The sequence below is a fragment of the Chromobacterium indicum genome, from assembly GCF_039708975.1.
Classification (GTDB): Bacteria; Pseudomonadota; Gammaproteobacteria; order Burkholderiales; family Chromobacteriaceae; genus Chromobacterium; species Chromobacterium piscinae.
Map to the genome: position 1 here is coordinate 412,705 of NZ_JAYFSJ010000001.1, position 26,197 is coordinate 438,901.

The window sequence follows — 26,197 nt, forward strand, 5'->3', positions numbered from 1 at the left end:
TTTGAGAGGCGTAGAGCCGCCGGGATGGCGGCCGGAACCGGTCATCGGGCGAATTCTCTTTCCAGGTCCTCCAGCGAAATGCCCCAGCTTTTCATCATGTGGCTGAGCAGGGCCATTTCGCTGTCGCTGATGGTGCCGTCCGACTTGCTGATATCCATCGCCAGCACGCAAGTCAGGATGCGTTTGCGGCGATCGGTGATGTCGGCGAGCAGACTGTCGATGCGCTCGCGCTCCAGCAATTTGATCGAGCCGTCGTCGGATGCTTCGTCGGAAATGTCATCGCATACGTCGCGCAGAACCTGGGCGAACTGTTTTCTCGGCAGGTTGATCAGGTGGTAAACATGCAGCTTTTCAAGCAGTTCCAGTTCGCGGGGATCCATATTGCCGTCCGCGATCATGAATATGGCGAGGAGTCTGGCAATCGCCTCCGGACTGTTTTGCGAGTAGTTTCTCATGGCGCGATTCCTTCTTGCTTATTGGCCGAGCTTGGCCGAAAACGATTCCGGCATGGGGGCGACTTGGCGCGCTTGGTAATCAAAGAACACGATGCCCGTTTTCAATCTTGCCACTTCTCTGCCGCTGTTGTCATCGATCACTTGATAAATGAAATCCAGCCCCTTGCTGTGGATGTCGGCGATGCCGACGAGGAAGCGCAGGACATCCCCATGAAAGGCTTCCGAGAGATAGGAAATGGCCGCGTCCGCCACCACGAACCCCACATCGCCGATATGCAGCTCATCGGCATGGCCCCAGTGCCGGAGCAGGCGAAGCCGAACCTCCTGGGCCATTCGCAGCAGGGCATCATTGGATAGATGATTGGCGTAGTTGATATCGCCGATCCTGACATCCAGAAGGGTGTCGTAGACGATTTGCTGGGGCGCTTCGATTCGAATCCTGGCCATGGCGTATACTGGCAGAAGAGAGTGACGATATGGCCTTTATGTCAAAACTGCCTAAGCTGTGTCAAATGCGGGCGAGGAGATTTTGATAGACTGGCGGCGCAAGCCAAGATCATAGAGGAGCTGAACGTCATGTATCAAAGGATATTCGTACCGGTGGACGACAGCGACACGTCCAATATGGCGCTGGATGAGGCCTGCAAGTTGGCCAAGGCCTTCGGCTCAACCCTGCGGCTGGTGCATGTGGTGGATCTGGCCCAGTTTGGCTGGGGGGGCACCGAATTTCTGGATGCCACCGAGCTGCAAAAATCGATCAAGCAGGCGGGCGAGCAGGTGCTGGGGCTGGCGGGAGACCGCGCCCGAGCGCTGGGCATGGCGCCAGAATGCAAGATACTGGAGAGCTGGGGCGACAAGATCGCGGCCGTCTTGTCCGACGAGGCCAGCGCTTGGGGCGCGGACTTGATCGTGATGGGCACCCATGGTCTGGGCGGGCTGATGCACCTGCTTATGGGCAGCGTGGCCGAAGGCGTGCTGAAAGTGGCGGATATGCCGGTGCTGTTGGTGCGCAACCCCGGCGACTGAGCTGCGCGATGGCTTTGTCATCCCGTTCAGGAGGCCCAAGGGGCGCCAAGGCACCTGAATGAAAAAAGCCAGCCGCGGCATGCCCGGCTGGCTTTTTCGAAGAGCTGGCAATCAGCTGGCAGCGGCTTCTGCGCCGCCTTCCTGCGCCTCGATCTTGGTGCGTACGGCCTTGCGCAGGCTCTTGTACAGATCGGGGTGGGTTTCCTTCAGATATTCGACGATCTCGAAATCTTCGCGGCGCACTTTGGACAAGTCGATCTGCTCGACATGAACCAGGCGCAGCAGTTCGCGAACGGGTTTCGGCATGTTGCGGCCGCTTTCGTAGCGGGAGCCGCCGGATTGAGTAACGCCGATGCGGCTCCAGAACTCTTGTTGGTTCAGGCCCAGCTTGCGACGGATTTCCCGGGGATTCGGGATCTTTTCAAACAGTTTCATGAGTGTTCCTCTCGTATCTGAAACAAATGGTTCTAGTATTTTTTTAGGACTTCGCCCTGCCTACTAAAAATAGCAAAAAAAATTCAACAGGAATATTTTTGATGCAGGGAATTTAGTGAAGTTCCATGAATTTGAAAATTCAACTTTGCTAATGTTAGCGGATTCTTATCGTGCAGGACAATGTTATCAGCATGCGAAACTGTGCATAGACGCAAAAGTGTCGCAAAATTGCAATTGTCCTAGCGGAATGCATAGAAGGGGAGGGGTGGCGAGCCAAACCCCCGGCACTTGCACTAAATAACTGTGGCTGCTTCCTTCCGGACCTGACCAGGTTCGCTATCGTGCAATGCGGGGAGGCCCGCCATAGAGAAAACGGATTGTATCCAATGCCCATCTATTTGACAAGCATTTTTATAAGTTTTTGTCGGGCAGTTGCAAGGACCGCCATCTGCATGGCCAGTGACTATTGATTGCGAATGGGAGGCGGTGCAGACTCGACAACCAGCTTCCTACTTATGCCAAGCGCCATGAATACCACACCCGCCGCCTTGCTGGCCGAGTTGATCGGCTTCGACACCACCAGCCGAAACTCCAACCTGCAACTGATAGAGTGGGTTCGTGATTACCTGGCTGCACATGGCTTGGCCAGCCGGCTGACCCACAATGACGACGGCAGCAAGGCCAATCTGTTTTGCCGCATCGGCGGCGACGATTTGCCGTTGATCGTATTGTCCGGCCACACCGATGTGGTGCCGGTGGATGGGCAGGACTGGTCCTATCCTCCGTTCGAGCTGACCGATGACGGCGACGGGCGATTGTACGGCAGGGGCAGCGCCGATATGAAAGGCTTCATCGCCTGCGTGTTGGCCAGGGTTCCGGACTTTATCGAGCTGGCCAAGACCGGCGCGCTGAGGCAGGGCATAGGCATCGCGCTGTCCTACGACGAGGAGGTGGGCTGCCTGGGCGTTGGCAGGCTGATTGACGACTTGGCCGCTCAGGGCGTGGAGGTCGCCGGGTGCCTGGTGGGGGAGCCGACGTCGATGCGTCCGGTGGTGGCGCACAAGGGAATCGCTCATTACCGCTGCCGGCTCAAGGGCAGGGCGGCTCATTCCTCGCTGACGCCTCATGGCGTCAACGCCATTGAATACGCGGCCCGGCTGATTACCCATATTCGCAAACTGGCGGACGCCGAGGCTTCGTTCGGCCATCGCCAGCCCCTATATGATGTGCCGTTCACCACCATGCAAACCGGGCTGATTCGCGGCGGAGTGGCATGCAATATCGTGCCGGCAGACTGCGAGTTCATGTTCGAGTGCCGCTGGCTGCCTGGAGATGATCCGCAGCGCCTGGTCGCCTCGGTGGCCGATTATGCGGCGACTTTGCTGCAGGAGATGCGAGCGGTGGCCGAAGAAGCGGAGATAGAGATCGAGCGCGTGGTGTACAGCCCCGCGTTCGAGGCGGAGCCCGATTCGGATATCAGCCGCTACGTTCACAGCCTTTGCCGTTGCGCCGGGGAAGGGGTCGCCTACACTACGGAGGCGGGCTTGTTCAGCGAGGCCGGGATGCCCTGTGTGGTGCTGGGGCCGGGATCGATAGAACAGGCGCACAGACCGGACGAATTCATCGAGGCCAGCCAGTTGCAGGCTTGCTACGATTGGCTGGGACTACTGACTAACAGCTTAATCAAATAACTGTCAGAAATGCTTTGCATCCATAAGCATTAGGCTTCAAAATCCTGGCCCTTAGCAATGAAGGTCAATTGAGCCCGCCCGGACCTCCGCGCGGGCTCGTTTTATTGGGATTCAAAAAAACAATGAGTCAGAACAAGTCGGAAACGGGTGGAGAACTCAAGGCGCGGGATGGTTTTACCTCCAGCTTTGGCGTATTGGCGGCGACGTTGGGATCGGCGGTTGGCTTGGGCAATATCTGGAAATTTCCCTATCTGACCGGCACCAACGGCGGCGCGGGTTTTCTGGTGGTTTACGTGCTGGCCACTCTGGTGGTGGGGCTGCCGGTGATGATTTCGGAAATCATGCTGGGCCGGAAAGCCAAGCGCGACGCGGTAACCTCTCTGGTCAAACTGGCTCCGGCCGGGCAGCCCTGGTGGCTGGTGGGCGCCTTCGGTGTGCTCGCCGCCTTCCTGATCATGGCTTTCTATTCCGAGGTGGCCGCCTGGGTATTCGCCTACATTTTCAAGGCCATCGGCGGCGAGATTCTGTCGCGCGACCCTAAAGTGACATCCGACGCCTTCGCCGCGCTGATTTCCGATCCGGTGCAGTCCTTGCTGTGGCAGTGGCTGGTGCTGGCGCTGATCGGCGGCATCCTGTTGCTGGGCGTATCCAAGGGCATTGAAGCGGTGACCAAGAAATTGATGCCGCTGCTGTTCGTGCTGCTGGTGGTGATCGGCGCGCGCAGCCTGATGCTGCCGGGAGCCAGCCAAGGCCTCGCCTTCCTGTTCGCGCCTGATTTTTCCAAGATCAGCGCCGCCGTGGTGCTGACCGCTATGGGCCTGGCTTTCTTCAAGCTATCCATCGGCATGGGCACCATGATCACCTACGGCAGTTATTTCCGCGATGATCAGAACATTCCGCTGACCACCTTTCGAGTCATGTGCGCCGACCTGTTCGTGTCGCTGCTGGCCGGCATCGCCATCTTCCCGGCAGTGTTCGCCTTCGGCTTCCAGCCGGCCGCCGGCCCGTCGCTGCTGTTCATCACCATCCCCGCCGTCTTCGCCAGCATGCCGCTGGGGCATTTCTTCATGGTGGTGTTCTTCGTTCTGACCGCCATCGCCGCCACCGGCGCCATGCTGTCCATCCTGGAGGTGCCGGTATCGGTGTTGAGCGAGCGTTTTGGCATCAGCCGCGTCAAGTCCACGGTGATCAACCTGCTGCTGCTGGCGCTGGTGGGTTCCGCCTGCGCGCTGTCCAATAGCCTGACGGCCGAGTTCAAGCTCTTCGGCATGACGATGTTCGACCTGTTCGACTTCGTCACCTCCAATGTGCTGATGCCGCTGGGAGGCATCTGCCTATGTCTGTTCACCGCCTGGGTGTGGGGCTATGACCGCTTCCGCGCGGCATTGAGCAATGAGGGCGCGCTGAATAACGAGCGAGTGTTGAAGCCGTTGTTCTTCGTGTTGCGCTACGTGTCGCCGCTGCTGATCCTGTATGTGATGCTGAAGGGTTTGAAAATTATCTGAGGCGAAAAAGCCGGACGCGCAGTCCGGCTTTTTTTGGGCTCGGCGGATCAGGGAAGCGGCGTATCTTCGTCGGGCGCCACCACCGGCGGCGGGGTAAAGCCGTTGATATCCCTGGCGCTCTTCTCCAGCAGCAGTACGATGGAAGTATTGAGCGCGCCGAACGCCCAGCTGACAAGAAAGAACACCGAATATGCGCTTAACTTGTCGGCGAACAGCGGGTTGCCGTGGAGCTTGAGCTCGGCGGGCTCGAAGATCGAGAAAAACACGGCGGTCGCAATCATGGCGATCATGAAAGACGGCCAAAGCAGCAGGATTCCCTTTTTCATGGATGCCTCCGTTTTAGAATAAAAGCACGGGCAGAAAATCGCCTGGCGGGCCTTGCAAGTTTCTGATTACGCCATCAGGGCCGATTTGTCGATGGCTGGCGGCAATATCCTGCCTGTGGGGCCAGTGGATACATGTTAGACTATGTTCGACAGCGAACAGCTCTTCCTTCGGAAGGCAACAAGCAGCAGGATTTTTTGATCGGCCGCCCGGCCGGTTCATTTGTAAAGCTAATGGAGCCTGGTATGACCTCTTCGATCTTCGCCGGCGTGGAACTGGCGCCGCGCGACCCTATCCTCGGACTCAATGAAGCGTTCAACGCTGACACCCGCAGCACCAAGGTCAATCTTGGCGTGGGCGTTTATTCCGACGACAACGGCAAGATTCCGCTGCTGGCCGCGGTGCAGGCCGCCGAAAAGGCTCGTCTGGAGGCGCTGCCGGCTCGAGGCTACCAGCCCATCGAAGGCCCGGCGGCATACGACTCCGCAGTGCAGAAGCTGCTGTTCGGCGAAGGCAGCGAACTGCTGGCCGCCGGCCGCGTGGTGACCGCGCAGGCTCTGGGCGGCACCGGCGCGCTGAAGATCGGCGCGGACTTCCTGAAGCGGCTGAATCCGGCGTCCAAGGTCTATATCAGCGATCCGTCCTGGGAAAACCACCGCGCGTTGTTCGAATCCGCCGGCTTCGAGGTGGAGAACTACCCGTACTACCATGCAGCCAGCCGCGGCGTGGATTTCTCCGCGATGAAGGCGCACCTGGCGTCTCTGAGCGCAGGTTCCGTCATCGTGCTGCATGCCTGCTGCCATAACCCCACCGGCGCGGACCTGTCCGCAGCGCAATGGGAAGAGGTGGTGTCGGTTTGCCGCGAGCGCGGCCTGGTGCCGTTCCTGGATATGGCTTATCAGGGCTTCGCCGACGGCATCGACGCCGACGCGCTGGCTGTGCGCCTGTTCGCGGCCTCTGGCTTGCAGTTCTTTGTCGCCAGCTCCTTCTCCAAGAGCTTCTCGCTGTACGGCGAGCGCGTGGGCGCGCTGTCCATCGTCACCGCCGCCAAAGATGAATCGGTTCGCGTGCTGTCCCAGCTGAAGCGCGTGATTCGCACCAATTACTCCAATCCGCCGATCCACGGAGCGGCCATCGTCGCCGCCGTGCTATCCAGCCCGGCGCTGCGCCAGCAGTGGGAAGACGAACTGGCCGGCATGCGCGAGCGCATCCGAGGCATGCGGCTGGAGCTGCTGGCCGCGATCAAGGCGCACGGCGTCGCCGCGGACTTCTCCTTCATCACGGCCCAGCGCGGCATGTTCTCCTACACCGGCCTGAGCGCCGCGCAGGTGGACCGGTTGCGCGAGGAGTTCGGCATTTACGCGGTCTCCACCGGCCGCATCTGCCTGGCTGCGTTGAACAGCAAGAATGTCGACTATGTCGCCGCTGCCATCGCCAAGGTGATTTAAGCCAGGCTCCAACCTGAATTGGATGCGAGAGAGCCCCGGCATGACTGGGGCTTTTCTATTTGATGAGAAAAAGTCATGTCATGACTTTAGTCAAATAAAGCATTCAACAGAATTCTAAATTTATTCATCATTTTTTCCTTGCACTTGTGATGGTCTCACCACCGGTTGGGTGTCCAAAAGTACAGGTTTCTTCACCACCCCACGCTTTTTCCCATTTCAGCATTGTCCGGTCCGGCAAACATCCCCATGATGGAACCAGACATCAATGAATGTCTGATCGCAAACCATCTCGATGGCGCGCGATGAAAATAATCCAATAATTCGTTTTTTGAGGGGAGACCCTCGGGGTAGATGCCATGACTGCGACTTTTCCTGAAGTGTTGGTTCCGCAGGCCATTTCTGCGGGCGCTTTCGACGCGGACGACGCCGATGTCCGCAACAATCTGGGCCTGCTCGGCCTGCTGGATGTGTATTCGCGCGACGGCCGGTATCATCTGACCGTATCGCTGGAGCCGGTCGGCTCCGATCCGCAGCCCACGCAGTGGACGCTGGAAGCCGAAATGGAAGTATGCGCCGAAGCCAAGGTTGCGCATTGCAAGCTTGGCCAGGTGCAGTACGTAGGAAATGCTCCGGGCAACTTTTTGCGCAAGATGCTCGCCAACGGCGAATTGCACGGTTATCTGACGCAAAACCTTGCTGAGGCGGCGTAAGCCAGCCTCAGGGTGAAATGAAAAGGCCACTGCATTGCAGTGGCCTTTCTGTTTTGGGCGGAGAAAAGCTCGATCAGCCGCCGTGGCGCTCGTACAGCGAATGGAAGGCGTGGCGGTATTCCGGCTGCACATAGGGCTTGAGCAGGGCCAGCACCTGAAGCACGCCGCGATGACCGGACTCTTCGGTGATCGGCGCTTTCGGGCGCGAGGTCTGCTCGAAGGCGAACCAGAACTTCACCACCAGCCAGATGTTGATGCTGACCGCCTCGATGTCCTCTTCGTCCATTTGCAGCAGCCCCAGGCGGATGAACTCGCGGAAGTGCTCGCCCAGGATGTTTTTCAGCTCGGTATTCACGAACTGATGGTACTCGGACTGCATCTGCGGATTGCGCGCCAGCAGACCCGGCAGATCATAGAACATGAAACGGAACTGCCACATGGCCAGGAAGGCGGTGTCCAGATAGTTGACCAGATCGTCCACCGTCATCTTGCGGTCTTCCGGCACCGCCAGACGCTGATTGATGAACTCGCGGTACATCAGGAAGATCTGGTAGACGATCTCTTCCTTGTTGCGGAAGTGATAGTAGAGATTGCCCGGACTGATGCCCAGATGCGCGGCGATGTGGTTGGTGGTGATGCTGCGCTCGCCTTGTTCGTTGAACAGCTTAAGGCTTTCTTGAATGATGCGGTCGTAGGTCTTGATTCTGGTTTTACTCATGTAGCACCGGCTGATAGTGACTTCGCATAGCGCAATTGTATACGATGTTTGGAGTTCTTGCTCTATTTATTGCTGTTCAATGATGGGATAGCAGTCCGACATGAATTTATGCAGGATGGCTTGCTCGATACGTTGCCTTTCCCTGGCCGGTATCGCGATGCGCAGGATCAACTGATAGCGTTTTTCATCGATCGGCTGAATGGAAATCCGCGGCTCCACCGATGGGATGTCCACCAGGTAGCGCTTGGCCATGTCTTCCATGTGGCGCCGGGCCACATCCACATGGCAGTCGCAGGCCTCCTCGGCCGCTCCCATCAGCAGGCGCTCGGCCTGGACTGGCGGGACGGTGTAGGCGAGCGGCACGTTGATGATGTGCATCACGTACTCGCCCATGTAATTTTCCCGGATCACCGGGGTGGACAGCAGCAGGCTGTTGGGAAAAGTGAGGGCGCGGCCGGTCATCTGGTGCGAGCTGTGGTTGGGGCCGATCTCCATCACGGTGGTGGACAAGAGGCCGATGTCCACCACCCGGCCGCGCACCGCGCCCAACTCGATATGATCGCCCAGTCCGTAGCTGTTGGACATCTGCCGCACCACGCCGCCGGACAGGCACATGATCAGCTCCTTGGTGGCCAGGATCAGCGCGGCGGCGAAGGCCAGCATCGACACGGCCAGCGTCTGCAGCTCGTTGGCCCAGATCAGGCCGATGCCTGCCAGGCCTGCGAGAAACAGGCCGTTGCGGGTGTTGACCGACCAGCGGCGGCGCTCCTCGACCGGCACGCCGCTATTGGCCGCCAGCAACCGGTCCACGGCGACGCGGATGATCAGCAGCGTCAGCACCAGCAGCAGCGATCGGGTGATCTCGTGGGCGTAGTTCTCCCGCAAAAAGGCGATCAGGTCGAGCAGGGTGTGCATGGACTCCTCAGTCGTTCAGCTTCACCGCGTGTTCGCGGGTTTCGTGGAAGACGATGTCCGGCCAACGCTCCTGGGTCAGCTGCAGATTGACGCGGTTGGGCGCGAGGTAGGCGAGGTTGCCGCCGGCGTCCGTCGCGATATTCATCTGCAGCGTCTTGATGAATTCATCCAGCTTCTTGCGGTCGTCGCAGCTGAACCAGCGGGCGGACCAGATGCTGGCGGATTCGAAGATGGCGTCGACGCCGTATTCGGCGGCCAGGCGGCTGGCCACCACCTCGAACTGCAGCACGCCCACGGCGCCCAGGATCAGATCGCCGCCGCTATGCGGCTTGAACACTTGCACCGCGCCTTCTTCGCCCAGTTGTTGCAGGCCTTTCTGCAGCTGTTTCAGCTTCAGCGGGTTTTTGATGCGCACCGAGCGGAACAGTTCCGGCGCGAAGAAGGGAATGCCGGTGAAGGACAGGTCCTCGCCTTCGGAGAAGCTGTCGCCGATCTGGATGTTGCCGTGATTGGGCACGCCGATGATGTCGCCAGCGAACGCTTCTTCCACGATCTCGCGATCGTGCGACATGAAGGTCACCACGCTGGAGGCGGAAATGTCGCGGCTCAAGCGCAGGTGCTTCATCTTCATGCCGCGTTCGAACTTGCCGGAGCACACGCGCAAGAAGGCGATGCGGTCGCGGTGCTTGGGATCCATATTGGCCTGGATCTTGAACACGAAACCGGAGAACTTGCCTTCAGTCGGCGCCACGCTGCGCACGGTGGCGTCGCGCTCCTGCGGCGCCGGAGCCCAGTCGATCAGCGCGTTCAGGATTTCGCGCACGCCGAAGTTGTTGATGGCGGAGCCGAAGAACACCGGGGTCAGCTCGCCAGCCAGGAATTCTTCCAGATTCCACTCGTTGGACGCGCCCTTGACCAGCTCGATCTCCATCCGCAGCTGTTCCATTTCCAGTGGGAACAGCTCGTCCAGGCGCGGGTTGTCTATGCCCTGGATCACTTCGATGTCCGAAACCAGCTTTTCCGTGCCGGCTTCGAACAGGATCACCGCGTCGTTCAGCAGGCTGTACACGCCGCGGAAGGTCTTGCCCATGCCGATCGGCCAGGTGATCGGCGAGCAGCGGATTTTCAGAACGTTTTCCACTTCGTCCAGCAGCTCCAGGCTGTCGCGGACTTCGCGGTCGCACTTGTTCATGAAGGTGACGATAGGGGTGCTGCGCAGGCGGCAGACATTGAGCAGCTTGATGGTCTGCTCTTCCACGCCCTTGGCTGCGTCGATCACCATCAGCGCGCTGTCGACCGCGGTCAGCACGCGGTAGGTGTCCTCGGAGAAGTCCTGGTGGCCCGGGGTGTCCAGCAGGTTGACGGTGTGGTCGCGGTAGTCGAACTGCATCACCGACGAGGCGACGGAAATGCCGCGCTGCTTTTCGATTTCCATCCAGTCCGAAGTGGCGAACTTGCCGCCTTTCTTGCCTTTCACCGTACCCGCCATCTGGATGGCGCCGGAGAACAGCAGCAGTTTTTCCGTCAGCGTGGTTTTGCCCGCGTCGGGGTGGGAGATGATGGCGAAGGTGCGGCGGTGCGAAACTTCTTCTGCGATGCGGGCGAGATCGGCGGACATGGATGGCTTGCTTGAAATTCAATAAAGCCGAGCATTTTACCGGAGTTACGGGTTTCAGGATATTCCATGTTACAATTGATAATGATTATCAATAATAAGTAGTTCCATGATGCAACAACAACCAAAAAACGGCCGCGCGCAAGCAGCGGCCTTTCCGTTTTGCCTTTCCGCGCTGGCATTGAGCCTGGTCCATTTTTCGGTGGCAGCCGAGGATCAGTAGCTGCAAACCATCAAGGTTCAATCCACCGCCATACAGAAGCAGTCGGGGGTAGACAAGCTGGGCGCGGAGGAGATCGCGAGACCCCAGGCGCGCTCGCTGGCCGAAGTGCTGGACGTCTTGCCCGGCGTGAACGCCGGCGGCTCGCCGCGCCCCGGCGGACAGGTGATCAATGTCTGGGGCTATCGCACGGTGGAGCAGGTGCAAGTCCAGCTGGACGGCGCCAACCAGGTGTTCTCGAAATACCAGCAAGGCACCAGCTTCATAGAACCGGAATTGCTGGGCAAAGTGGAAGTGATAAAGGGCGCGCAGTCGGCCCTGTACGGCAATGGCGGCTTCGGCGCCGTGATCCGGGCGGAAACCAAGTCGGTGGATGAGCTGTTGATGCCGGGCGAGTCAGTCGGCGGCTTCGCCAAGATCGGCCGCCAGAGCAATGGCGGTCAGATCAGCAAGAGCGTAGCCGCTTACGCTGGCGGCAGCGAACACTCGGCGGACATCCTCGGCTACATATCCCAATCCCGCTCGGGCGACGGCAAGACCGGCGATGACCTCACTTATCTGTTTTCGGGCGGCGAGCAGAAAGCCGGCATGTTGAAGCTGGCGTTCCGCCCCTGGGCCGGCCATCAGTTCCGACTAGGCATGGTCAGGCAGGAGTCGGAGATGCGCACGCCTTGGGCGGCGCGCAGCGGGCAGGTCGAGGCACCCTCCAGCTCTGACATCAAGCGCTATGGCGAGGCGGAGGCCTGGCTGAGAAAAACCGTGATGCGGGATCAGAAGATTGATTCGCTCAATGGCGAATGGCGCTACGCCAGTCCCGACAACTCCTGGCTGGATCTCAGCGTCAATTATGCGCAATCCCGCCGCTATCAGCACGACAAGCGGCCGGAGTCCGCCTGGAAGGTGGACTACCGCTCATCCTATGGCCATGAGAGCTGGGTGACCCAGAACAGCCGTTCGCTGGATATTCGCAACGTCGCCAAGCTGGGCGATTCCAATAGTTTCACAACGGGCCTGTTCTGGAGCAAGCAGGACTGGGATCCGCGGTCATTCCTGGCCACCAAGGCCAAAGACCCGGACTACCACTACGGCTGGATAAACGCCTATGGCGGCAACCGCGGCGAGGAAACCATGCGTTCGGCTTACCTGATTCATGAGTGGAAGCCTTTGCCTGACTGGAAAATCACACCCTCGTTGCGTTACGACCAGGTAGCCTTGTACGGCAAGCCCAATCTCGCGCCCATCTACAACGTCGCCAGCGCCGGCCACGATTATCGCCCTGTGAGCTTCACCGGCTGGTCGCCGCGCCTGGCCATCGCCTGGCGCTTTTCGCCCGGCTGGAATGCCAGCTTCAGCTATGTCGATACCTGGCGCGCGCCGACAGTGGACGAAGTGTATGCCGCGCAAACCCCGCTATCCAATTTGTCCGGCACCAGCCGGTATCTGAAGCCGGAGAAGTTGCGCGGGTTTTACTATGGCCTGGATTTCGAACGCAGCGGCGTATTGTCGGCCGGCGACAAGCTGAGCATGTCTCTCCTCGCGTACCGGCAGTTGGTGCGCGACAACATCTACATGCGCCTCGGAAATGGCAATACCGGCGACTCGCCGGGCCAGACGCCGCCCGCCGGCACCGGCTTCTACCGTAACTTGAGCGGCTATGAGATCCATGGCTATGACCTGACGCTGGATTACCAGCTGCGCGGCTGGTTCGCGTCTGCGGCGCTCTCCGCGACCAGCGGCGACCATCGCAACAGCCTTCGCGATCCATGGGGCAATTCAGAGCCGGTGGTGGACATTCCGCCGCGCAAAGCCGTCCTGACCACCGGTTACCGCGTGGCTCGGCTGGGTCTGACATTCGGCGGGCAGGGCAAATTCGTCCGCACCCAGGACCGGATACCGTATTTCGAGGGAACGCGCACCGCCTATTCCATGCCGCCCAGCAAAGGATATGTTCTGATCAATCTATTCGCTGCGTGGCAGCCGCAGAGCGGCGCTTTCAAGCATCTGGAGGCGCGCGTGGCGGTAGACAATCTGTTCAATAGAAGTTACAGCCCTTATCTGACGGAGGGCATTCAAGGCATGGGCCGCTCCATCCGCACCAGCCTGTCGTGGCGCTTCTGACTTCTCGCTCCAAATATCCTGAAACCGGCTTCTGGCCGGTTTTTTTATGACGCCAGCGGATTGGAAAACGATCATTCGGCTACAATATCGTCCAAACGACAATTCAAACCAAGGAGGCTTGCCGTGTTCACCGGTATCGTCCAGGGCGTGGCCGAAGTGGTCGCCATCGAAGAAAAGCAGGATTTCCGCACCCATATCGTCCGCCTGCCCCAAGAAATGTTGCCCGGCCTGCAGCTTGGCGCCTCTGTCGCCCACAACGGCTGTTGCCTCACCGTCACCCGGGTCGACGGCGACTTGGTTCATTTCGACCTGATGCAGGAGACGCTGCGCGTCACCAATCTGGGTGCGCTCAAGACCGGTGACGGCGTGAACGTGGAGAGAGCGGCCAAGTTCGGCGACGACATCGGCGGCCACGCGATGTCGGGCCACGTGATGGGCCTCGCATCGGTGGTCGACGTCATAAAATCCCCGAATAACCATACTGTCTGGTTCGAACTGCCTGCCGGCCTGGAGAAATACGTGTTCACCAAAGGCTATATCGGCATAGACGGCATCAGCCTCACCGTCGGCGCGATGGAAGGCCGCCGCTTCTGCGTGCACCTGATTCCGGAAACATTGGTTCGGACCAATATCGCCGGCCGCAAACCCGGCGACAAGATCAATATCGAAATCGATCCGCAGACCCAGGCCATCGTAGACACCGTCGAGCGCGTGCTGGCGCAGCGCGGCCAGGCGTGATCTTGCGCGATCTGCCGGTGCTGGCGTCGTGGAGCGGCGGCAAGGACAGCTGCCTCGCGCTGTGGCGCGCCGTTCAGGCAGGCGCCAAGCCGCTGGCGCTGCTGACCATGCTGGATGAGGCGGGCGACCGCTCTCGCTCGCACGGCGTGCGGCCCGAAGTGCTGGCGCGGCAGGCGCAAGCGGTGGGTCTGCCGCAGCGGCTAGGGCGCGCGAGCTGGAATGACTACCGCGAGGTCTTCGTCGGGCAGCTGCGCGACGCGGCGGCAGACGGCGTCCAGGCGGCGGTGTTCGGCGATATCGATCTGGACGCGCACCGCGAGTGGGAGGAGGGCGTCTGCGCCGACGCGGGCCTGGAGGCTATCCTGCCCTTGTGGGGGCAAAACCGCGCCGATCTGGTGCGCGAATTCGTCGATGCCGGATTCGTCGCCCGCATCGTGATGGTCAATACTGCGCTGGTGGACGAAAAGTGGCTGGGCCGGACTTTCAACCGGCAGCTGATAGAAGACATGCTGGCCGAGGGCGTGGACCCCTGCGGCGAAGCGGGGGAGTTCCATACTCTGGTAGTGGACGGCCCCTTGTTCAACAAGCCGCTGGCGCTGCGCGACGGCGAAACGGCGGAGCTCGGCGAATACCGGGCGCTGGACCTGCTGCCCGCGTAGAACGGGCGAACCGACAAAGGAATAGAGCAATGAGCATATCCCCGATTCAAGACATCATCGCCGACATCAAGGCCGGCAAGATGGTGGTGCTGATGGACGCCGAGGACCGCGAGAACGAAGGCGATCTGGTAATGGCGGCCGAGTTCGTCACGCCGGAGGCGATCAACTTCATGGCCAAGCACGGCCGCGGCCTGATCTGCCTGACCCTGTCGGAGGAGCGCTGCAAGCTGCTGAACCTGCCGATGATGGCGACCAACAACGGCACCAGCTTCGGCACCAATTTCACTGTGTCGGTGGAGGCTGCCGAGGGCGTGACCACCGGCATTTCCGCCGCCGACCGCGCCCACACCATCAAAACCGCGGTGGCGCGGCTGGCCAAGGCCAGCGATCTGGTGCAGCCCGGCCACGTGTTTCCGCTGAAGGCCCAGAATGGCGGCGTGCTGATCCGCGCCGGCCATACCGAGGCTGGCTGCGATCTGGCCATGCTGGCCGGCGTGGAGCCAGCCGGGGTGATCTGCGAGATCATGAACGACGACGGCACCATGGCGCGCCTGCCGGAGCTGCTCGAATTCGCCAAAATCCACGATTTGAAGATCGGCACCATCTCCGACCTGATCCAGTACCGCAGCCGCACCGAATCCCTGGTGGAAAAAGTGGGCGAGCGCCCGGTGGAGACGCCGTTCGGCAGCTTTGACCTGCATGTGTTCCGCGACATCACCACCTCGGCCACCCACCTGGCGCTGAGCAAGGGAAAAATCCATCCGGACAAGGAAATCCTGGTGCGGGTGCATGAGCCGCTGTCGGTGATCGACATGCTGGCGCCGCTGTGCAGCCATCATTCCTGGACACTGCCCAACGCGCTGGAAACCATGGAAGAGGAGGGCTGCGGCGTGATGGTGCTCTTGTACCGCGACGAAACCGGCGCCGATCTGGCGCAACGGGCGCTGGACCAGGAGCCGCCGCGGCAGAAGTGGGACAGCAAGACCTTCGGCGTTGGCGCGCAAATGCTGAAGGCGCTGGGCGTCGGCAAGATGAAGCTGATGTCCAGTCCGGTCAGCCTGCCGTCGATGGCCGGCTTCGAGCTGGAAGTCACCGGATTCTGCCAGCCGGGCCACTTCCACGTGGATGCCGGCAACGGCCCGGGCGTGGCCTAATCGCGGCGATTGCGTTACAATTGCCGGCTTTCCTTAGTGTTTTCGCCGCGAGGACCCAACATGCTTGATGCAATCCAGTGTATTGAACCCAACTTTTCCGGCAAGGGCCTGAAAATCGGCATCGCCATGGCGCGTTTCAACACGCCGGTATGCCACGGCTTGCGCGACGCTTGCCTCGCCGAGCTGGAGAAGCTGGGCGTCGTCGCCGGCGACATCGTCCTGGCCACGGTGCCGGGCGCGCTGGAGGTTCCGCTGGTTCTGCAGACCATGGCCAAGAGCGGTCGTTTCGACGCGCTGGTGGCGCTGGGTGCGGTGATCCGCGGCGAAACCTATCATTTCGAGCTGGTATCCAACGAATCCGGCGCCGGCGTCACCCGCGTCGGCCTGGATTTCGACATTCCGGTAGCCAACGCCATCCTGACCACCGAAAACGACGAGCAGGCGGAAGTCCGCATGCAGGAAAAGGGCGGCGACGCCGCCCGCGTCGCGGTCGAGATGGCCAATCTGCACAAGACGCTGCGCGGCTGAGTTATCCGCCGCCAAGCCGTCCAACGGGAAGCGGGCCATCGCGCCGCTTCCCTTGCTCTTTCAAGGAATCGCCACCATGAAAACCGCCCGCCGCCGCGCCCGCGAATTTGCCGTGCAAGGCATTTACGAATGGGAACTGAATCCGGACCGTCCGGCTTCGCTGATTGAAAAACACCTGCGCGAGAACGAATACTTCGCCAAGGCCGACGAGGCCCTGTTCCGCAGCATCCTGTACGGCGTGCTGAAAGATGTGGAACTGCTGTCCGTTCAGGTCGGCCGCTATTACGAGCGCGCCGAGGACGAAGTCAGCCCGGTGGAGCGCGCCGTGCTGCTGATGGCCGCGCTGGAACTGACGCAAAGCCCGGAAACCCCGTACCCGGTGATCATCAACGAAGCCATCGAAATCACCAAGACTTTCGGCGGCACCGATGGCCACAAATTCGTCAACGGCGTGCTGGACAAGCTGGCCGCCGAAGTGCGCGGCGACGAAGTGCTGGCGCAGAAGCAGCGCCGCAAGCAGGACTGAGCCGGGCGCGCCTATCGGCGTGCCGCTGTCGACGACACCCGCCGCCGGCGGGTGTTTTTGCGTGAGGTGCCATGAACGAATTCGAACTGATAGGCCGCTATTTCAAGCGTCCCGCGCCGTCTGCCGTGCTGGGCGTCGGCGACGACGCCGCCATCGTCCGGCCAACGCCCGGCCATGAGCTGCACCTGTCGACGGACATGCTGGTGGAAGGGCGCCACTTCTTCGCCGACGTGTCGCCGCGCGCGCTGGGCCACAAGACGCTGGCGGTCAACCTGTCCGACATGGCGGCGATGGGTGCCCGGCCGCGCTGGGCGTTGCTTTCCATCGCGCTGCCGCGCGCCGACGAAGCCTGGGTGGCGGAATTCGCCGCAGGTTTCTTCGCGCTGGCGGATGCCCACGGCGTGGAGCTGATCGGCGGCGACACCACCGGCGGCCCGCTGACGCTGTCGGTGACGATCATGGGCGAGACGCCGGCCGGGCAGGCCTTGCGCCGCGACGGCGCCAAGCCGGGTGACGACATCTGGGTGTCCGGCGAATTGGGCCTGGGCGCGCTGGCGGTGCGCCATCGGCTGGGCTGGCTGAATGTAAACGATATGGAACTGCTGGCCGCCGCGACGCACAAACTGGAATGCCCGGAGCCGAGGCTGGCGCTGGGCGCCGCGCTGTTGCCGCTGGCGCACGCCGCCGCCGATGTGTCCGACGGGCTGATGGCCGACCTTGGCCACATCCTGGCCGCATCCGGCGTGGCCGGCGAACTCTGGGCGGAGGCATTGCCGTCCCATCCCGAGCTGGAAGCCCGCCGCGAAGAATGCCTCGCTTGCCTGACGGCCGGCGGGGACGATTACGAACTGGTTTTCACGGCGCCGCCGGCGCGCCGCGCCGCCATCGAGGCCGCCGCCTCCGGACTCTGCCGCGTCACCCGAATCGGCCGCGTGCTGGAAGGGCGGGGCGCCAGATTGCTGGACGCGGCCGGGCGGACTGTGGAGCTGGACAAGAAAGGTTATGACCACTTTGGCTGACACACCGAAAATCACGCCCAACTGGCGTTTTTTGCTGAGCAATCCCGTTCATCTGCTGTCTTTCGGTTTCGGCAGCGGGCTGATGAAAAAAGCGCCGGGCACTTGGGGCACCTTGGTCGCGTACCCCATCTTCTTCCCCTTGCTCGCCCTTGGCGTCAACGGCTGGGCATTGATGGCGCTGTGCCTGCCCTTGTTCCTGATCGGCGTCTACACATGCGGCATCACCGGCAGGGCGTTGGGCGTGCATGACTACGGCGGCATCGTCTGGGACGAGGTGGTGGGCATGCTGATGGTGCTAGCCTTCGCGCCGGCTGGCTGGGCCGGATGGATCCTGGCTTTCGCGCTATTCCGCCTGTTCGACATCGTCAAGCCCTGGCCGATACGCTGGTTCGACCAGCGCGTGGGCGGCGGCTTCGGCGTGATGGTGGACGATGTGATCGCCGCGCTGTTCGCGCTGGCCGTCCAGGCTTTGATCTGGCATTGGTTGTGATGCGAGCGCACAAAACAGTTACAATCAGATCTTAAAGTGACAGACAGTTTGACGCTTGACTCAGTCCAGCGCGCTGCCATGAAAAACACGCCCGCGCCCGCCGCGGGCAGCTAAATTTCGGGGTTCTCGACCGTGTGGGTTGTCGTCGTACTATTGCTGTCAGCGCTGGCCGCGGCCGGCTGGCTGGTGAAAAGCGGCAAAATGCCGCAACTGATGCGCAAGCTGGATGGCTTGCTTGGAGTGGAGGGTCGCAGCGAGCGCTACGAACCCGATTACTTCGCGGAATCCCCGCGGCAGCCAGAGGCTATGGAAAGCCAGGAACCGCCCGCGCCGGAGGCCGATCCATTGCCGGAACCTGCGCCTGAACCCCAGCCTGCCGCCCGCCGCGAGACGGAGGCGGAGCCCGTCCGCGTCGCGCAGCCTCGGCCGCAGGCACGGCGAGAGGAGCCTACCGAAGAGCAAAAACCGCTCGCCACCATCGTCCTGCCCAAGCGCTCGCCGGCAGCTCATCAGTCGCAGCCTACCGAGCTGCCAATGCTGGAGCTGTCGCGCGAATACCGCCGGAAAGCCCGCCAGGAACCGTCCGCGCCGGATGCGGAAAACCTGCCGGTGATCGGCCTGTCCGAGATGCAGAGCAATATGCAGCAGGACTACCGCCGCCGCCAGCGCGTCCGCGGAGTCGAGCCGGGCGAGCGCGGCGAAGACACGCTGCCGCTGATCGGCAGCGGCGAAGTGCGCGCCGCGGTGGCCAACCTGCACGCGCACCGCCGCAGCCCGCCGCCTCCTAGCGCGCCGCTGCCCCGCGTCGAATTGGTTCCGATCCCCCGGGCGAAGCCGGAAGCCAAACCGGAGCCGGAAAAACCGCTGGTCATTCTGGAACCGCTGCGCAAGCCTGAACCGGCGCCAGTGAGCAAACCCATCGCGATGGAACCCGATCCAGCCCCGATAGCGGACATTCGTATCCAAGAGCCGCTTGTCCAGCCAGTGACGGCGCCAGAGCCGGTCGCAGCCGAGTCCTCCCCTGTAGACGCCGAAGAGCTGGAGCCGCAATCCTGGCCGGAAATCGGCGAACCTGAGGCCGCTGTGCCGGAAATCGATCATGCGCCGCCACCGCCGGCAAACCCTGAACCGGCCGCGTCCGCATCTGTTCCGTTTGAACCAGCAGAACGAGTGATTTCCGAATTCACGCCTGAGCCCCCAGCGGCTGACAAGCAAGATGCGGCCGACGAGCTCGAGGAAGAGGCTATCGCCGCCAGCGACGCTTCGCCCACATCGCGCGCGCCGTGGCGCTGGCCGCAAACCCGCGAAGTGCTGGTCCAGCAAGCGGACGAAAGCGCCGCCATCGTGCAGCAGACTGTGCTGCCGGAGCCGGCAGCGCCGTCCCTGGCCGCCACCGCGGCGCAGTTGGCAAGCAATCCCATGCCCTGGATATTAGTGGAGGAGAAGCCGGCGGCGCAGCCGGCCGCTGCGGCCGTTGAAACAGTGCCTGCCGCCTTGCCCGAGCCTGAGCTCGCGCCAGCGGAGGACGCCCCGGCGCGCCACAGCTACGACGACTCCATGCTGCCTGGCTTGGGCCTGCTGAGCCCGGCGGATGCGGCTCAGGAAGCCTGCAATCAGGACGAGTTGATCGAGCGCGGCATCGTGATCGAGGAGAAGTGCGCCGAGTTCAAGGTCAAGGTCAGCGTGGTGGATGCTTACGCCGGCCCGGTGATCACCCGCTACGAGGTGGAGCCGGCGGTGGGCGTGCGCGGCAACCAGGTGGTGAACCTGATGAAGGACCTGTCGCGCGCGCTGGGCCTGGCCTCCATCCGCGTGGTGGAGACCATTCCGGGCAAAACCTGCATGGGCCTGGAGCTGCCCAATCCCAAGCGACAGATGATACGGCTGTCGGAAATCTTCTCCGCCGACGTGTTCCAGCATTCCGCGTCTCGCTTGACGATGGCGCTGGGCAAGGACATCACTGGCGAGCCGGTGGTGACCGACCTGGCCAAGGCACCGCACCTGCTGGTGGCCGGCACCACCGGCTCAGGCAAGTCGGTGGGCGTCAACGCGATGATCCTGTCGCTGCTGTACAAGGCCACGCCGGAAGAAGTCCGCTTCATCATGATCGACCCCAAGATGCTGGAGCTGTCAGTCTACAACGACATCCCGCACCTGCTGGCACCGGTGGTCACCGACATGAAGCTGGCCGCCAACGCGCTGAACTGGTGCGTGGGCGAGATGGAGAAGCGCTATCGCTTGATGAGCGCGCTGGGCGTGCGCAACCTGGCCGGCTACAACCAGAAGGTGCGAGAGGCCGCCGAGCGCGGCCAGCGCATCGCCAATCCGTTCAGCCTGACGCCGGAAACGCCCGAGCCTTTGGACAAGCTGCCCTTCATCGTGGTGGTGGTGGATGAGTTCGCCGACCTGATGATGGTGGCGGGCAAGAAGATCGAGGAACTGATCGCCCGCCTGGCGCAGAAGGCGCGCGCCGCCGGCATCCACCTGATCCTGGCCACGCAGCGGCCGTCGGTGGACGTGATCACCGGCCTGATCAAGGCCAATATCCCGACGCGGATCGCCTTCCAGGTGTCCAGCAAGATAGACAGCCGCACCATTCTGGACCAGATGGGCGCGGAAAGCCTGCTGGGCCAAGGCGACATGCTGTACCTGCCGCCGGGCACCGGCTATCCGCAACGGGTGCACGGCGCCTTCGTCACCGACGACGAGGTGCATGCGGTGGTCGAGCATCTGAAGCAGTTCGGCGAGCCGGATTATGTGGAAGGCCTGCTGACCGGCGAAAGCGAGGCCGACGACGCCTCGGCGGACGCCACCGCCAAGGCGCAAGCGGCGACGGAAACCGACCCCCTGTACGACGAGGCAGTGGAGATCGTGCTGCGCACCCGCAAACCGTCCATTTCCGGCGTGCAGCGCCATCTGCGCATCGGCTACAACCGCGCCGCGCGGCTGATCGAGGAGATGGAGGCTGCCGGCATTGTCAGTCCGATGGAGAGCAACGGCAACCGCACGGTGCTGGTGCCGCAGCGGGACTTCTGATTCTTCGCCCCAATAAAGAAACGCCGCGATGATACGCGGTGTTTTTTTATCAGCTTGCCCGGTGGCTTAGCCGTAGCGTTTCTTCGCCTCGATGGCCAGGCCGCTGCCAATGCTGCCGAACAGATTGCCTTCCACGTGGCGGGCATTGGGCAGCAGCGCGCGGATGCCGTCGCGCAACGCCGGCACTCCGCTGGAGCCGCCAGTGAAGAACACGGTGTCCACGTTTTCAGCCTTTAGCCCGGAATCGGCCAGCAGCTTGCTAACGGTGCCGCCGACGCGGTCCAGCAGCGAGCCGATGCTGGTCTCGAAATCGGCGCGGCTCAGATCGCAATGCAGGCCGCGTTCGATGGTGTCCAGCGCCAGTCGATGGCTGTCCTGGTCGGACAGCGCGATCTTGGCGGCCTCCACTTCCATCGCCAGCCAGTGGCCGGCGCGCTCCTGGATCAGCTTGAACAGGCGATCCAGCTTTTGCGGCTCGGCGGCGTCGCGGTGCACATCCTGCAGATCCATCCAGGCCTTGCGGGTGTAGGCGAAGTTGATGGTGTGCCAGGTGGCCAGGTTGAAGTACTGGCTGGACGGCATCTCGGCGTTGTTGCGCAACCGGGTCTTGAAGCCGAACAAAGGCATCACGCCGTGCAGGCTCAGCTGGCGGTCGAAGTCGGTACCGCCGATGTGCACGCCGCCGGTTGCCAGGATGTCGTCGCGGCGCTCTGCATGGCTGCGGCGCTCCGGCGACAGGCGGATCAGCGTGAAGTCCGAGGTGCCGCCGCCGATGTCGACGATCAGCACCAGCTCTTCCTTCTCGATGTTGGATTCGTAGTCGAACGCCGCGGCGATCGGCTCCAGCTGGAAGGAAATCTCCTTGAAGCCCACCTGGCGTGCGATATCGGCCAGCGTGTCCTGAGCCAGCTTGTCGGCCTGAGGATTGTCGTCGACGAAATAGACCGGGCGGCCCAACACCACTTGCTCGAACTCGCGGCCGGCGGTGGCTTCGGCGCGCAGCTTCAATTCCTGGATGAAAAGCTTCAGCAGGTGGCGGAACGGCAGCGCCTTGCCCTGGACCTCGGTCTGGCTGTCGATCAGGCTGGAGCCCAGCAGGCTCTTCAGCGAGCGCATCAGCCGGCCCTCGAAGCCGTCGATGTATTCGGCCAGCGCGGCGCGGCCGAAGCGGGAATGGTCTTCTTCGTAATTGAAGAACACCACCGAGGGCAGCGTGATCTTGCCGTCTTCCAGCTGAAGCAGGGTGTCATGGCCAGGACGCAGCCAGCCCACGGTGGAGTTGGAGGTGCCAAAGTCTATGCCGCAGGCGCGGGCGGCAGTTTGATCAGTCATTCAGCATCTCCTTGAAAATAAAAGAGGCGCGATGGTACGCGGAATGGCGCGGAAAGGGAAGGGCGAAACGCTCAGGCATCGCGTTTGAGCTTGTGCAGGCGGCTGGCCTCGTGGCGTGCGTCTTCCTCGCTGTGCAGGTAGCGGCGCGTGGTCTGGATGCTGGCGTGGCGCAGGTTCTGGCTGACCAGCAGCAAGGGCACGCCGGCTTCCAGCTGGTGGCTGGCGGCGGTATGCCGCAGCCAGTGGGTGCTGGCCGCGCACAGCCGGGCGCGGGTTTCGTCGCTGGGCGCGCCGGCCTGCGCCCGGCCGAACACTTCCTTGCAGATCAGGTAGATCGCCTTGTCGGACAATGGCTTGGCTTGCCCCTTGCGGCCCACGCGGCAGACTAGCGGAGTATCCTCGCCGACCGATGGTTGCGGCGGCAGGCCCAGGCTCAGCCGGTAACGGGCCAGGGCGTCCATCAGCTCGTCCGACAGCGGGATGCGCGCGGAAACGCCGCCCTTGCCGACCACATGCCACCACCAGTTGCCGTTGCGGCGGACCAGATCGCCGGCGCGGGCGGCGGCAACCTCGCCGCGACGCGCGCCGGTCAGGTAGAGCAGGGTGAACAGCCACAGCGCGCGTTCGGCATGGCGGATCTCCCTGTCGGTATCGCGCGGCAGAGTGTTCAGCGTGGATTGGAGGTGGCCCCAGCAATCGGCGTCGAGGAAGCGTTCGATTTCCTGCGAGGCTTTTCTGGGGCCGCGCCGGCGCAATAATTTGAACGGGTTGCCGTTCAGGTAGCCGGCGTCGTTGAGATAGGCGAACAAGGCGCCCAGCACGGTCAGGCTGTGTTCGACGCTGGCGGGAGACAGCGGCTTGCTGAACGGCTTCCAGTCCGGATGGCTGCGCGGACGCGCCGGGCCCAGCCATTGTTCCGCGGGGTGGGGCGAGGCGAGGAAACGGCGATAGTCCAGCACATCCTCGCGCTTGACCTGGGCCAGCCCCTGCCTGCGGTCGTCCAGCCACAGCAGCAACCGTTCCGCTTCCTTGCGATAAGCGGCCAGCGTGGCCGGGCGATCGGCATGCTCCGCCAGCCAGGTCAGCACCGCCTGGGTATCGGACTGCGCTTGTATCAGCGAATGGGAGCCGGCGTCGGCGCGGAGGACATCTGGCAGCATGGCGGTAAAGGGCCGCCGCGGGAGCGGACGGCCTTCTGCGATTATTTGAAGCTGGGCTTGGCCGGGGTGCCGGCGGACTGGGTGAGGATTTCGTAGCCGGTTTCGGTGACCAGCACGGTGTGCTCCCACTGGGCGGACAGGCTGCGGTCCTTGGTGACCACGGTCCAGCCGTCGGCCAGCATGCGCAGGTGGCGCTTGCCCTGGTTGATCATCGGCTCGATGGTGAAGATCATGCCGGCTTCGATTTCCAGCCCGGTGCCCGGGCGGCCGTAGTGCAGAATCTGCGGCTCTTCGTGGAATTTCTTGCCGATGCCGTGGCCGCAGAATTCCTGCACCACGCTGTAGCCGGCGCTTTCGGCGTAGCTCTGCACCGCGTAACCGATATCGCCCAGCGTGGCGCCCGGCTTCACTTTTTCGATGCCTTTCCACATGGCTTCATAGGTGATCTTGCTCAGGCGTTTGGCATGCGGGCTGACGTCGCCGACGAAGAACATGCGGCTGGTATCGCCATGGTAGCCATCCTTGATCACGGTGATGTCCAGATTCATGATGTCGCCGTTTTTCAACGGCTTGTCATTGGGGATCCCGTGGCAGATCACGTGGTTGACCGAGGTGCATACCGACTTGGGGTAGGGATTGTGGCCATCCGGCGCGTAGTTCAGCGGGGCGGGGATGGTGCCCTGCTCATTGAGCATGTAGTCGTGGCACAGCTTGTCAATGGCTTCGGTGGTGACGCCGGGCTTGATATGCGGGGTGATGAAATCCAAAACTTCCGACGCCAGGCGGCCGGCGATGCGCATTTTCTCGATATCTTGCGTGTCTTTGATCTGAATAGCCATTTTCTTTATAAAGCCTATTTATTTTCAGTTGTTTACATCAGTCCGGCTTGCGATTTTCAGAAAAAATCCAACACCTTTCAAGCCGGCCCTGATTGCTAATGATTGGTATTCTTCCATTCTACACTAGTTGGCCAGCGCTCGATCCAATGAGCCGCCTCATCTTCCGCGCATCAGGCCAAACGGCGTGGCGAATTTCACGGCCGCGATGGGGAATCGTTCCTAATTCCACGAATGCGCCGCCTTCTCCGAAAACACCTCCCCCAAAGAGGCCATGCGATGCCGTTGACTATCCTGACCAAATGCCTCAAGGACTGCCTGACCGAGAATGATGGCGCCAGTTATTGCCCGTTCCGGATTGCGGGCATGGCTCTGGCCGGCAGCGGCATTCCCACATTCATCTGGGGCGCCGTCCATACGGTATTGATGACGGGAGCGCTCGATTATGTCGCTTTCGCGACAGGCTTTGGCGGCATGCTGACGGGGCTGACCGTATTGTGCGCCGGCATCGCATTAAAGGCCAAGACCGACAGGCCAGCGCCTGAAAACGAATGATCATTGGGATGTGATGCGCCCGCGCATTGCGATCGCTCTGGTTCTGACAATCCGGGCTGTCTCGGCTGAACTAGGTTCGTAATGGATCTCGCCGAGCGCGCGGCGGGCTGGCGGCCCGCGCTTCGTTCTTCAGTTCAAACCTCCAGTCTGGGCGAAGCCATTGACCGTCGCTGGAGGCGCCATCAGTTCCCATGGTTTTCCATCCACCGCTGAAGCTGGCAAAGCAGTTCATCCAACTCCGCGCGAAAAACATCGAGGCGAGGCTCCAGGTTCTCATCCCCCTGACGAACTGCATGCTCCAGATCCAGCGTCAGCCGCACGAAACCTTCGTAGGCAAACGTGCCCAGAGAACCGCGGTAACGGTGTATCAGCCGCGCGGCGGTCTCCGAGTCGCCTTGCCTCCATTGTTGGCAGGCTTGGTCGAAGTCCTGGCGGCAGGTGTCGATGGCTTCCTGCAGCGTGCTGCGCAGCCGGGTCGCCGAGGCGCGGTGCAGCAATTTCAACGTGTCCAGTTTCAGCTTGCCGTATTCTTCGCCGGCCTGGCCGCGAACACGGTAGTGGTTAATCAGCCGCAGAAGGGCCTCGCCATCCACGGGCTTGCGCAGAAAACCATTCATGCCGGCCAGGCGGCAGCTCTCCTGATGATCAGGCTCGGCGCTGGCGGTCAATGCGATGATAGGCAGTTTCAGCTGCAGCTCTTCGCGGATCGCGCGGGTCGCTCCCAATCCATCCAGCACAGGCATCTGCAGATCCATCAGCACCAGCTGGTAACGCCGGCTATCCTCGCGGAGCCGTTGCAGGGCTTCGGCGCCATTGTTGGCGCAATCGAGCGAAATCCCCAAATCCTCAGCCAGGCTGGAAACGAACAGCTGGTTGATCTGACTGTCATCCACCAGCAGAACATGCAGCTTGGCGAGTTCTGCGCCAGCGGAATGCCCTTGTTCCATAAGCCCTCCAAAGGTGCGCGCGCTCCATTTTCGATGA

The 26,197-nt window shown here is 61.9% G+C and carries 26 protein-coding genes and 1 other RNA gene; 15 read left to right on the forward strand and 12 right to left on the reverse strand.

The genetic code is table 11. The features are described 5' to 3' along the window. Window positions 1-41 precede the first annotated feature (41 nt). Window positions 42-455 carry a TerB family tellurite resistance protein gene (locus VA599_RS02060; RefSeq protein ID WP_021476222.1) on the reverse strand — a complete coding sequence of 138 codons (414 nt, stop codon included), beginning with the start codon at window positions 453-455 and terminating at the stop codon, window positions 42-44. An 18-nt stretch (window positions 456-473) separates the two neighbouring features. Further along, entirely contained in the window at window positions 474-902 is a 429-nt protein-coding gene (locus tag VA599_RS02065; protein ID WP_346787501.1) for an acyl-CoA thioesterase, read from the reverse strand. 129 nt (window positions 903-1,031) lie between these two features. Between VA599_RS02065 and VA599_RS02070 the strand changes: the two genes are divergently transcribed. Continuing rightward, complete coding sequence (locus VA599_RS02070; protein WP_021476220.1) at window positions 1,032-1,481, forward strand: universal stress protein; 450 nt, start codon at window positions 1,032-1,034, stop codon at window positions 1,479-1,481. Between the two features lie 111 nt (window positions 1,482-1,592). Here VA599_RS02070 and VA599_RS02075 read toward each other — a convergent pair whose 3' ends face one another. Both VA599_RS02075 and ffs read right to left on the reverse strand, forming a co-directional pair. Then, window positions 1,593-1,916 (reverse strand): helix-turn-helix domain-containing protein, encoded by a 324-nt coding sequence (locus VA599_RS02075; RefSeq protein ID WP_021476219.1) that lies wholly within the window; start codon window positions 1,914-1,916, stop codon window positions 1,593-1,595. Window positions 1,917-2,180: 264 nt separating this feature from the next. Continuing rightward, window positions 2,181-2,279: signal recognition particle sRNA small type (ffs, locus tag VA599_RS02080), an RNA gene on the reverse strand. Between the two features lie 164 nt (window positions 2,280-2,443). Here ffs and argE point away from each other — a divergent pair. Together argE and VA599_RS02090 are read left to right on the forward strand one after the other, a co-directional pair. Then, complete coding sequence (gene argE / locus VA599_RS02085) at window positions 2,444-3,607, forward strand: acetylornithine deacetylase (RefSeq protein ID WP_346787502.1); 1,164 nt, start codon at window positions 2,444-2,446, stop codon at window positions 3,605-3,607. 122 nt (window positions 3,608-3,729) lie between these two features. Further along, window positions 3,730-5,112 carry a sodium-dependent transporter gene (locus VA599_RS02090; protein WP_346787503.1) on the forward strand — a complete coding sequence of 461 codons (1,383 nt, stop codon included), beginning with the start codon at window positions 3,730-3,732 and terminating at the stop codon, window positions 5,110-5,112. A gap of 47 nt (window positions 5,113-5,159) precedes the next feature. Here VA599_RS02090 and VA599_RS02095 read toward each other — a convergent pair whose 3' ends face one another. Beyond that, entirely contained in the window at window positions 5,160-5,438 is a 279-nt protein-coding gene (locus tag VA599_RS02095; RefSeq protein ID WP_021476216.1) for a hypothetical protein, read from the reverse strand. Between the two features lie 243 nt (window positions 5,439-5,681). Here VA599_RS02095 and VA599_RS02100 point away from each other — a divergent pair, with 243 nt between their 5' ends. Both VA599_RS02100 and VA599_RS02105 read left to right on the forward strand, forming a co-directional pair. Next, window positions 5,682-6,884: an amino acid aminotransferase gene (locus VA599_RS02100; RefSeq protein ID WP_346787504.1), complete on the forward strand. Its 1,203-nt coding sequence runs from the start codon at window positions 5,682-5,684 to the stop codon at window positions 6,882-6,884. Between the two features lie 356 nt (window positions 6,885-7,240). Continuing rightward, entirely contained in the window at window positions 7,241-7,594 is a 354-nt protein-coding gene (locus VA599_RS02105) for a hypothetical protein (RefSeq protein ID WP_346787505.1), read from the forward strand. A gap of 73 nt (window positions 7,595-7,667) precedes the next feature. On the opposite strand, the gene VA599_RS02110 is transcribed toward VA599_RS02105, so the two are convergent. From VA599_RS02110 to VA599_RS02120, 3 genes are all read right to left on the reverse strand, one after another. Continuing rightward, the gene (locus VA599_RS02110; protein ID WP_021476213.1) at window positions 7,668-8,312 is read right to left on the reverse strand and encodes a TetR/AcrR family transcriptional regulator; all 645 of its coding nucleotides are present in this window, start codon (window positions 8,310-8,312) and stop codon (window positions 7,668-7,670) included. Window positions 8,313-8,378: 66 nt separating this feature from the next. Then, window positions 8,379-9,227: a mechanosensitive ion channel domain-containing protein gene (locus VA599_RS02115; RefSeq protein ID WP_021476212.1), complete on the reverse strand. Its 849-nt coding sequence runs from the start codon at window positions 9,225-9,227 to the stop codon at window positions 8,379-8,381. Window positions 9,228-9,234: 7 nt separating this feature from the next. Continuing rightward, entirely contained in the window at window positions 9,235-10,845 is a 1,611-nt protein-coding gene (locus VA599_RS02120; RefSeq protein WP_346787506.1) for a peptide chain release factor 3, read from the reverse strand. Window positions 10,846-11,095: 250 nt separating this feature from the next. On the opposite strand from VA599_RS02120, the gene VA599_RS02125 reads away from it, so the two are divergent. From VA599_RS02125 to VA599_RS02165, 9 genes are all read left to right on the forward strand, one after another. Beyond that, window positions 11,096-13,180 carry a TonB-dependent receptor domain-containing protein gene (locus VA599_RS02125; RefSeq protein WP_346787563.1) on the forward strand — a complete coding sequence of 695 codons (2,085 nt, stop codon included), beginning with the start codon at window positions 11,096-11,098 and terminating at the stop codon, window positions 13,178-13,180. A 123-nt stretch (window positions 13,181-13,303) separates the two neighbouring features. Continuing rightward, window positions 13,304-13,918 (forward strand): riboflavin synthase subunit alpha, encoded by a 615-nt coding sequence (locus VA599_RS02130; RefSeq protein ID WP_346787507.1) that lies wholly within the window; start codon window positions 13,304-13,306, stop codon window positions 13,916-13,918. Then, window positions 13,915-14,577: a Dph6-related ATP pyrophosphatase gene (locus tag VA599_RS02135; RefSeq protein ID WP_021476208.1), complete on the forward strand. Its 663-nt coding sequence runs from the start codon at window positions 13,915-13,917 to the stop codon at window positions 14,575-14,577. Before VA599_RS02130 ends, VA599_RS02135 begins: the two co-directional genes overlap by 4 nt. A gap of 29 nt (window positions 14,578-14,606) precedes the next feature. Further along, on the forward strand, window positions 14,607-15,731 hold the full coding sequence (ribBA, locus tag VA599_RS02140) for a bifunctional 3,4-dihydroxy-2-butanone-4-phosphate synthase/GTP cyclohydrolase II (RefSeq protein ID WP_021476207.1): 1,125 nt from the start codon (window positions 14,607-14,609) through the stop codon (window positions 15,729-15,731). 60 nt (window positions 15,732-15,791) lie between these two features. After that, window positions 15,792-16,259, forward strand: a complete 468-nt coding sequence (gene ribH, locus VA599_RS02145; protein ID WP_346787508.1) for a 6,7-dimethyl-8-ribityllumazine synthase — start codon at window positions 15,792-15,794, stop codon at window positions 16,257-16,259. 76 nt (window positions 16,260-16,335) lie between these two features. Further along, window positions 16,336-16,785: a transcription antitermination factor NusB gene (nusB, locus tag VA599_RS02150; RefSeq protein WP_021476205.1), complete on the forward strand. Its 450-nt coding sequence runs from the start codon at window positions 16,336-16,338 to the stop codon at window positions 16,783-16,785. Between the two features lie 71 nt (window positions 16,786-16,856). Continuing rightward, window positions 16,857-17,804: a thiamine-phosphate kinase gene (gene thiL / locus VA599_RS02155; protein WP_346787509.1), complete on the forward strand. Its 948-nt coding sequence runs from the start codon at window positions 16,857-16,859 to the stop codon at window positions 17,802-17,804. Further along, window positions 17,788-18,294: a phosphatidylglycerophosphatase A family protein gene (locus VA599_RS02160; protein WP_346787510.1), complete on the forward strand. Its 507-nt coding sequence runs from the start codon at window positions 17,788-17,790 to the stop codon at window positions 18,292-18,294. The genes thiL and VA599_RS02160 overlap by 17 nt, the downstream gene beginning before the upstream one ends. A 132-nt stretch (window positions 18,295-18,426) precedes the next feature. Next, window positions 18,427-21,330 (forward strand): DNA translocase FtsK, encoded by a 2,904-nt coding sequence (locus tag VA599_RS02165; protein WP_346787511.1) that lies wholly within the window; start codon window positions 18,427-18,429, stop codon window positions 21,328-21,330. Between the two features lie 66 nt (window positions 21,331-21,396). Here VA599_RS02165 and VA599_RS02170 read toward each other — a convergent pair whose 3' ends face one another. The 3 genes from VA599_RS02170 to map form a co-directional block, all read right to left on the reverse strand. Continuing rightward, a complete protein-coding gene (locus tag VA599_RS02170) occupies window positions 21,397-22,662 on the reverse strand; it encodes an Hsp70 family protein (RefSeq protein WP_115617979.1) in 1,266 nt (421 codons plus the stop codon). A 71-nt stretch (window positions 22,663-22,733) separates the two neighbouring features. Continuing rightward, window positions 22,734-23,822 (reverse strand): tyrosine-type recombinase/integrase, encoded by a 1,089-nt coding sequence (locus tag VA599_RS02175; RefSeq protein ID WP_346787512.1) that lies wholly within the window; start codon window positions 23,820-23,822, stop codon window positions 22,734-22,736. Window positions 23,823-23,863: 41 nt separating this feature from the next. Then, window positions 23,864-24,661 (reverse strand): type I methionyl aminopeptidase, encoded by a 798-nt coding sequence (gene map, locus VA599_RS02180; RefSeq protein ID WP_046159182.1) that lies wholly within the window; start codon window positions 24,659-24,661, stop codon window positions 23,864-23,866. A 276-nt stretch (window positions 24,662-24,937) separates the two neighbouring features. On the opposite strand from map, the gene VA599_RS02185 reads away from it, so the two are divergent. Next, complete coding sequence (locus tag VA599_RS02185) at window positions 24,938-25,213, forward strand: hypothetical protein (RefSeq protein ID WP_158677637.1); 276 nt, start codon at window positions 24,938-24,940, stop codon at window positions 25,211-25,213. A 182-nt stretch (window positions 25,214-25,395) separates the two neighbouring features. On the opposite strand, the gene VA599_RS02190 is transcribed toward VA599_RS02185, so the two are convergent. Continuing rightward, the gene (locus tag VA599_RS02190; RefSeq protein WP_021476197.1) at window positions 25,396-26,160 is read right to left on the reverse strand and encodes a response regulator; all 765 of its coding nucleotides are present in this window, start codon (window positions 26,158-26,160) and stop codon (window positions 25,396-25,398) included. Window positions 26,161-26,197 lie beyond the last annotated feature (37 nt).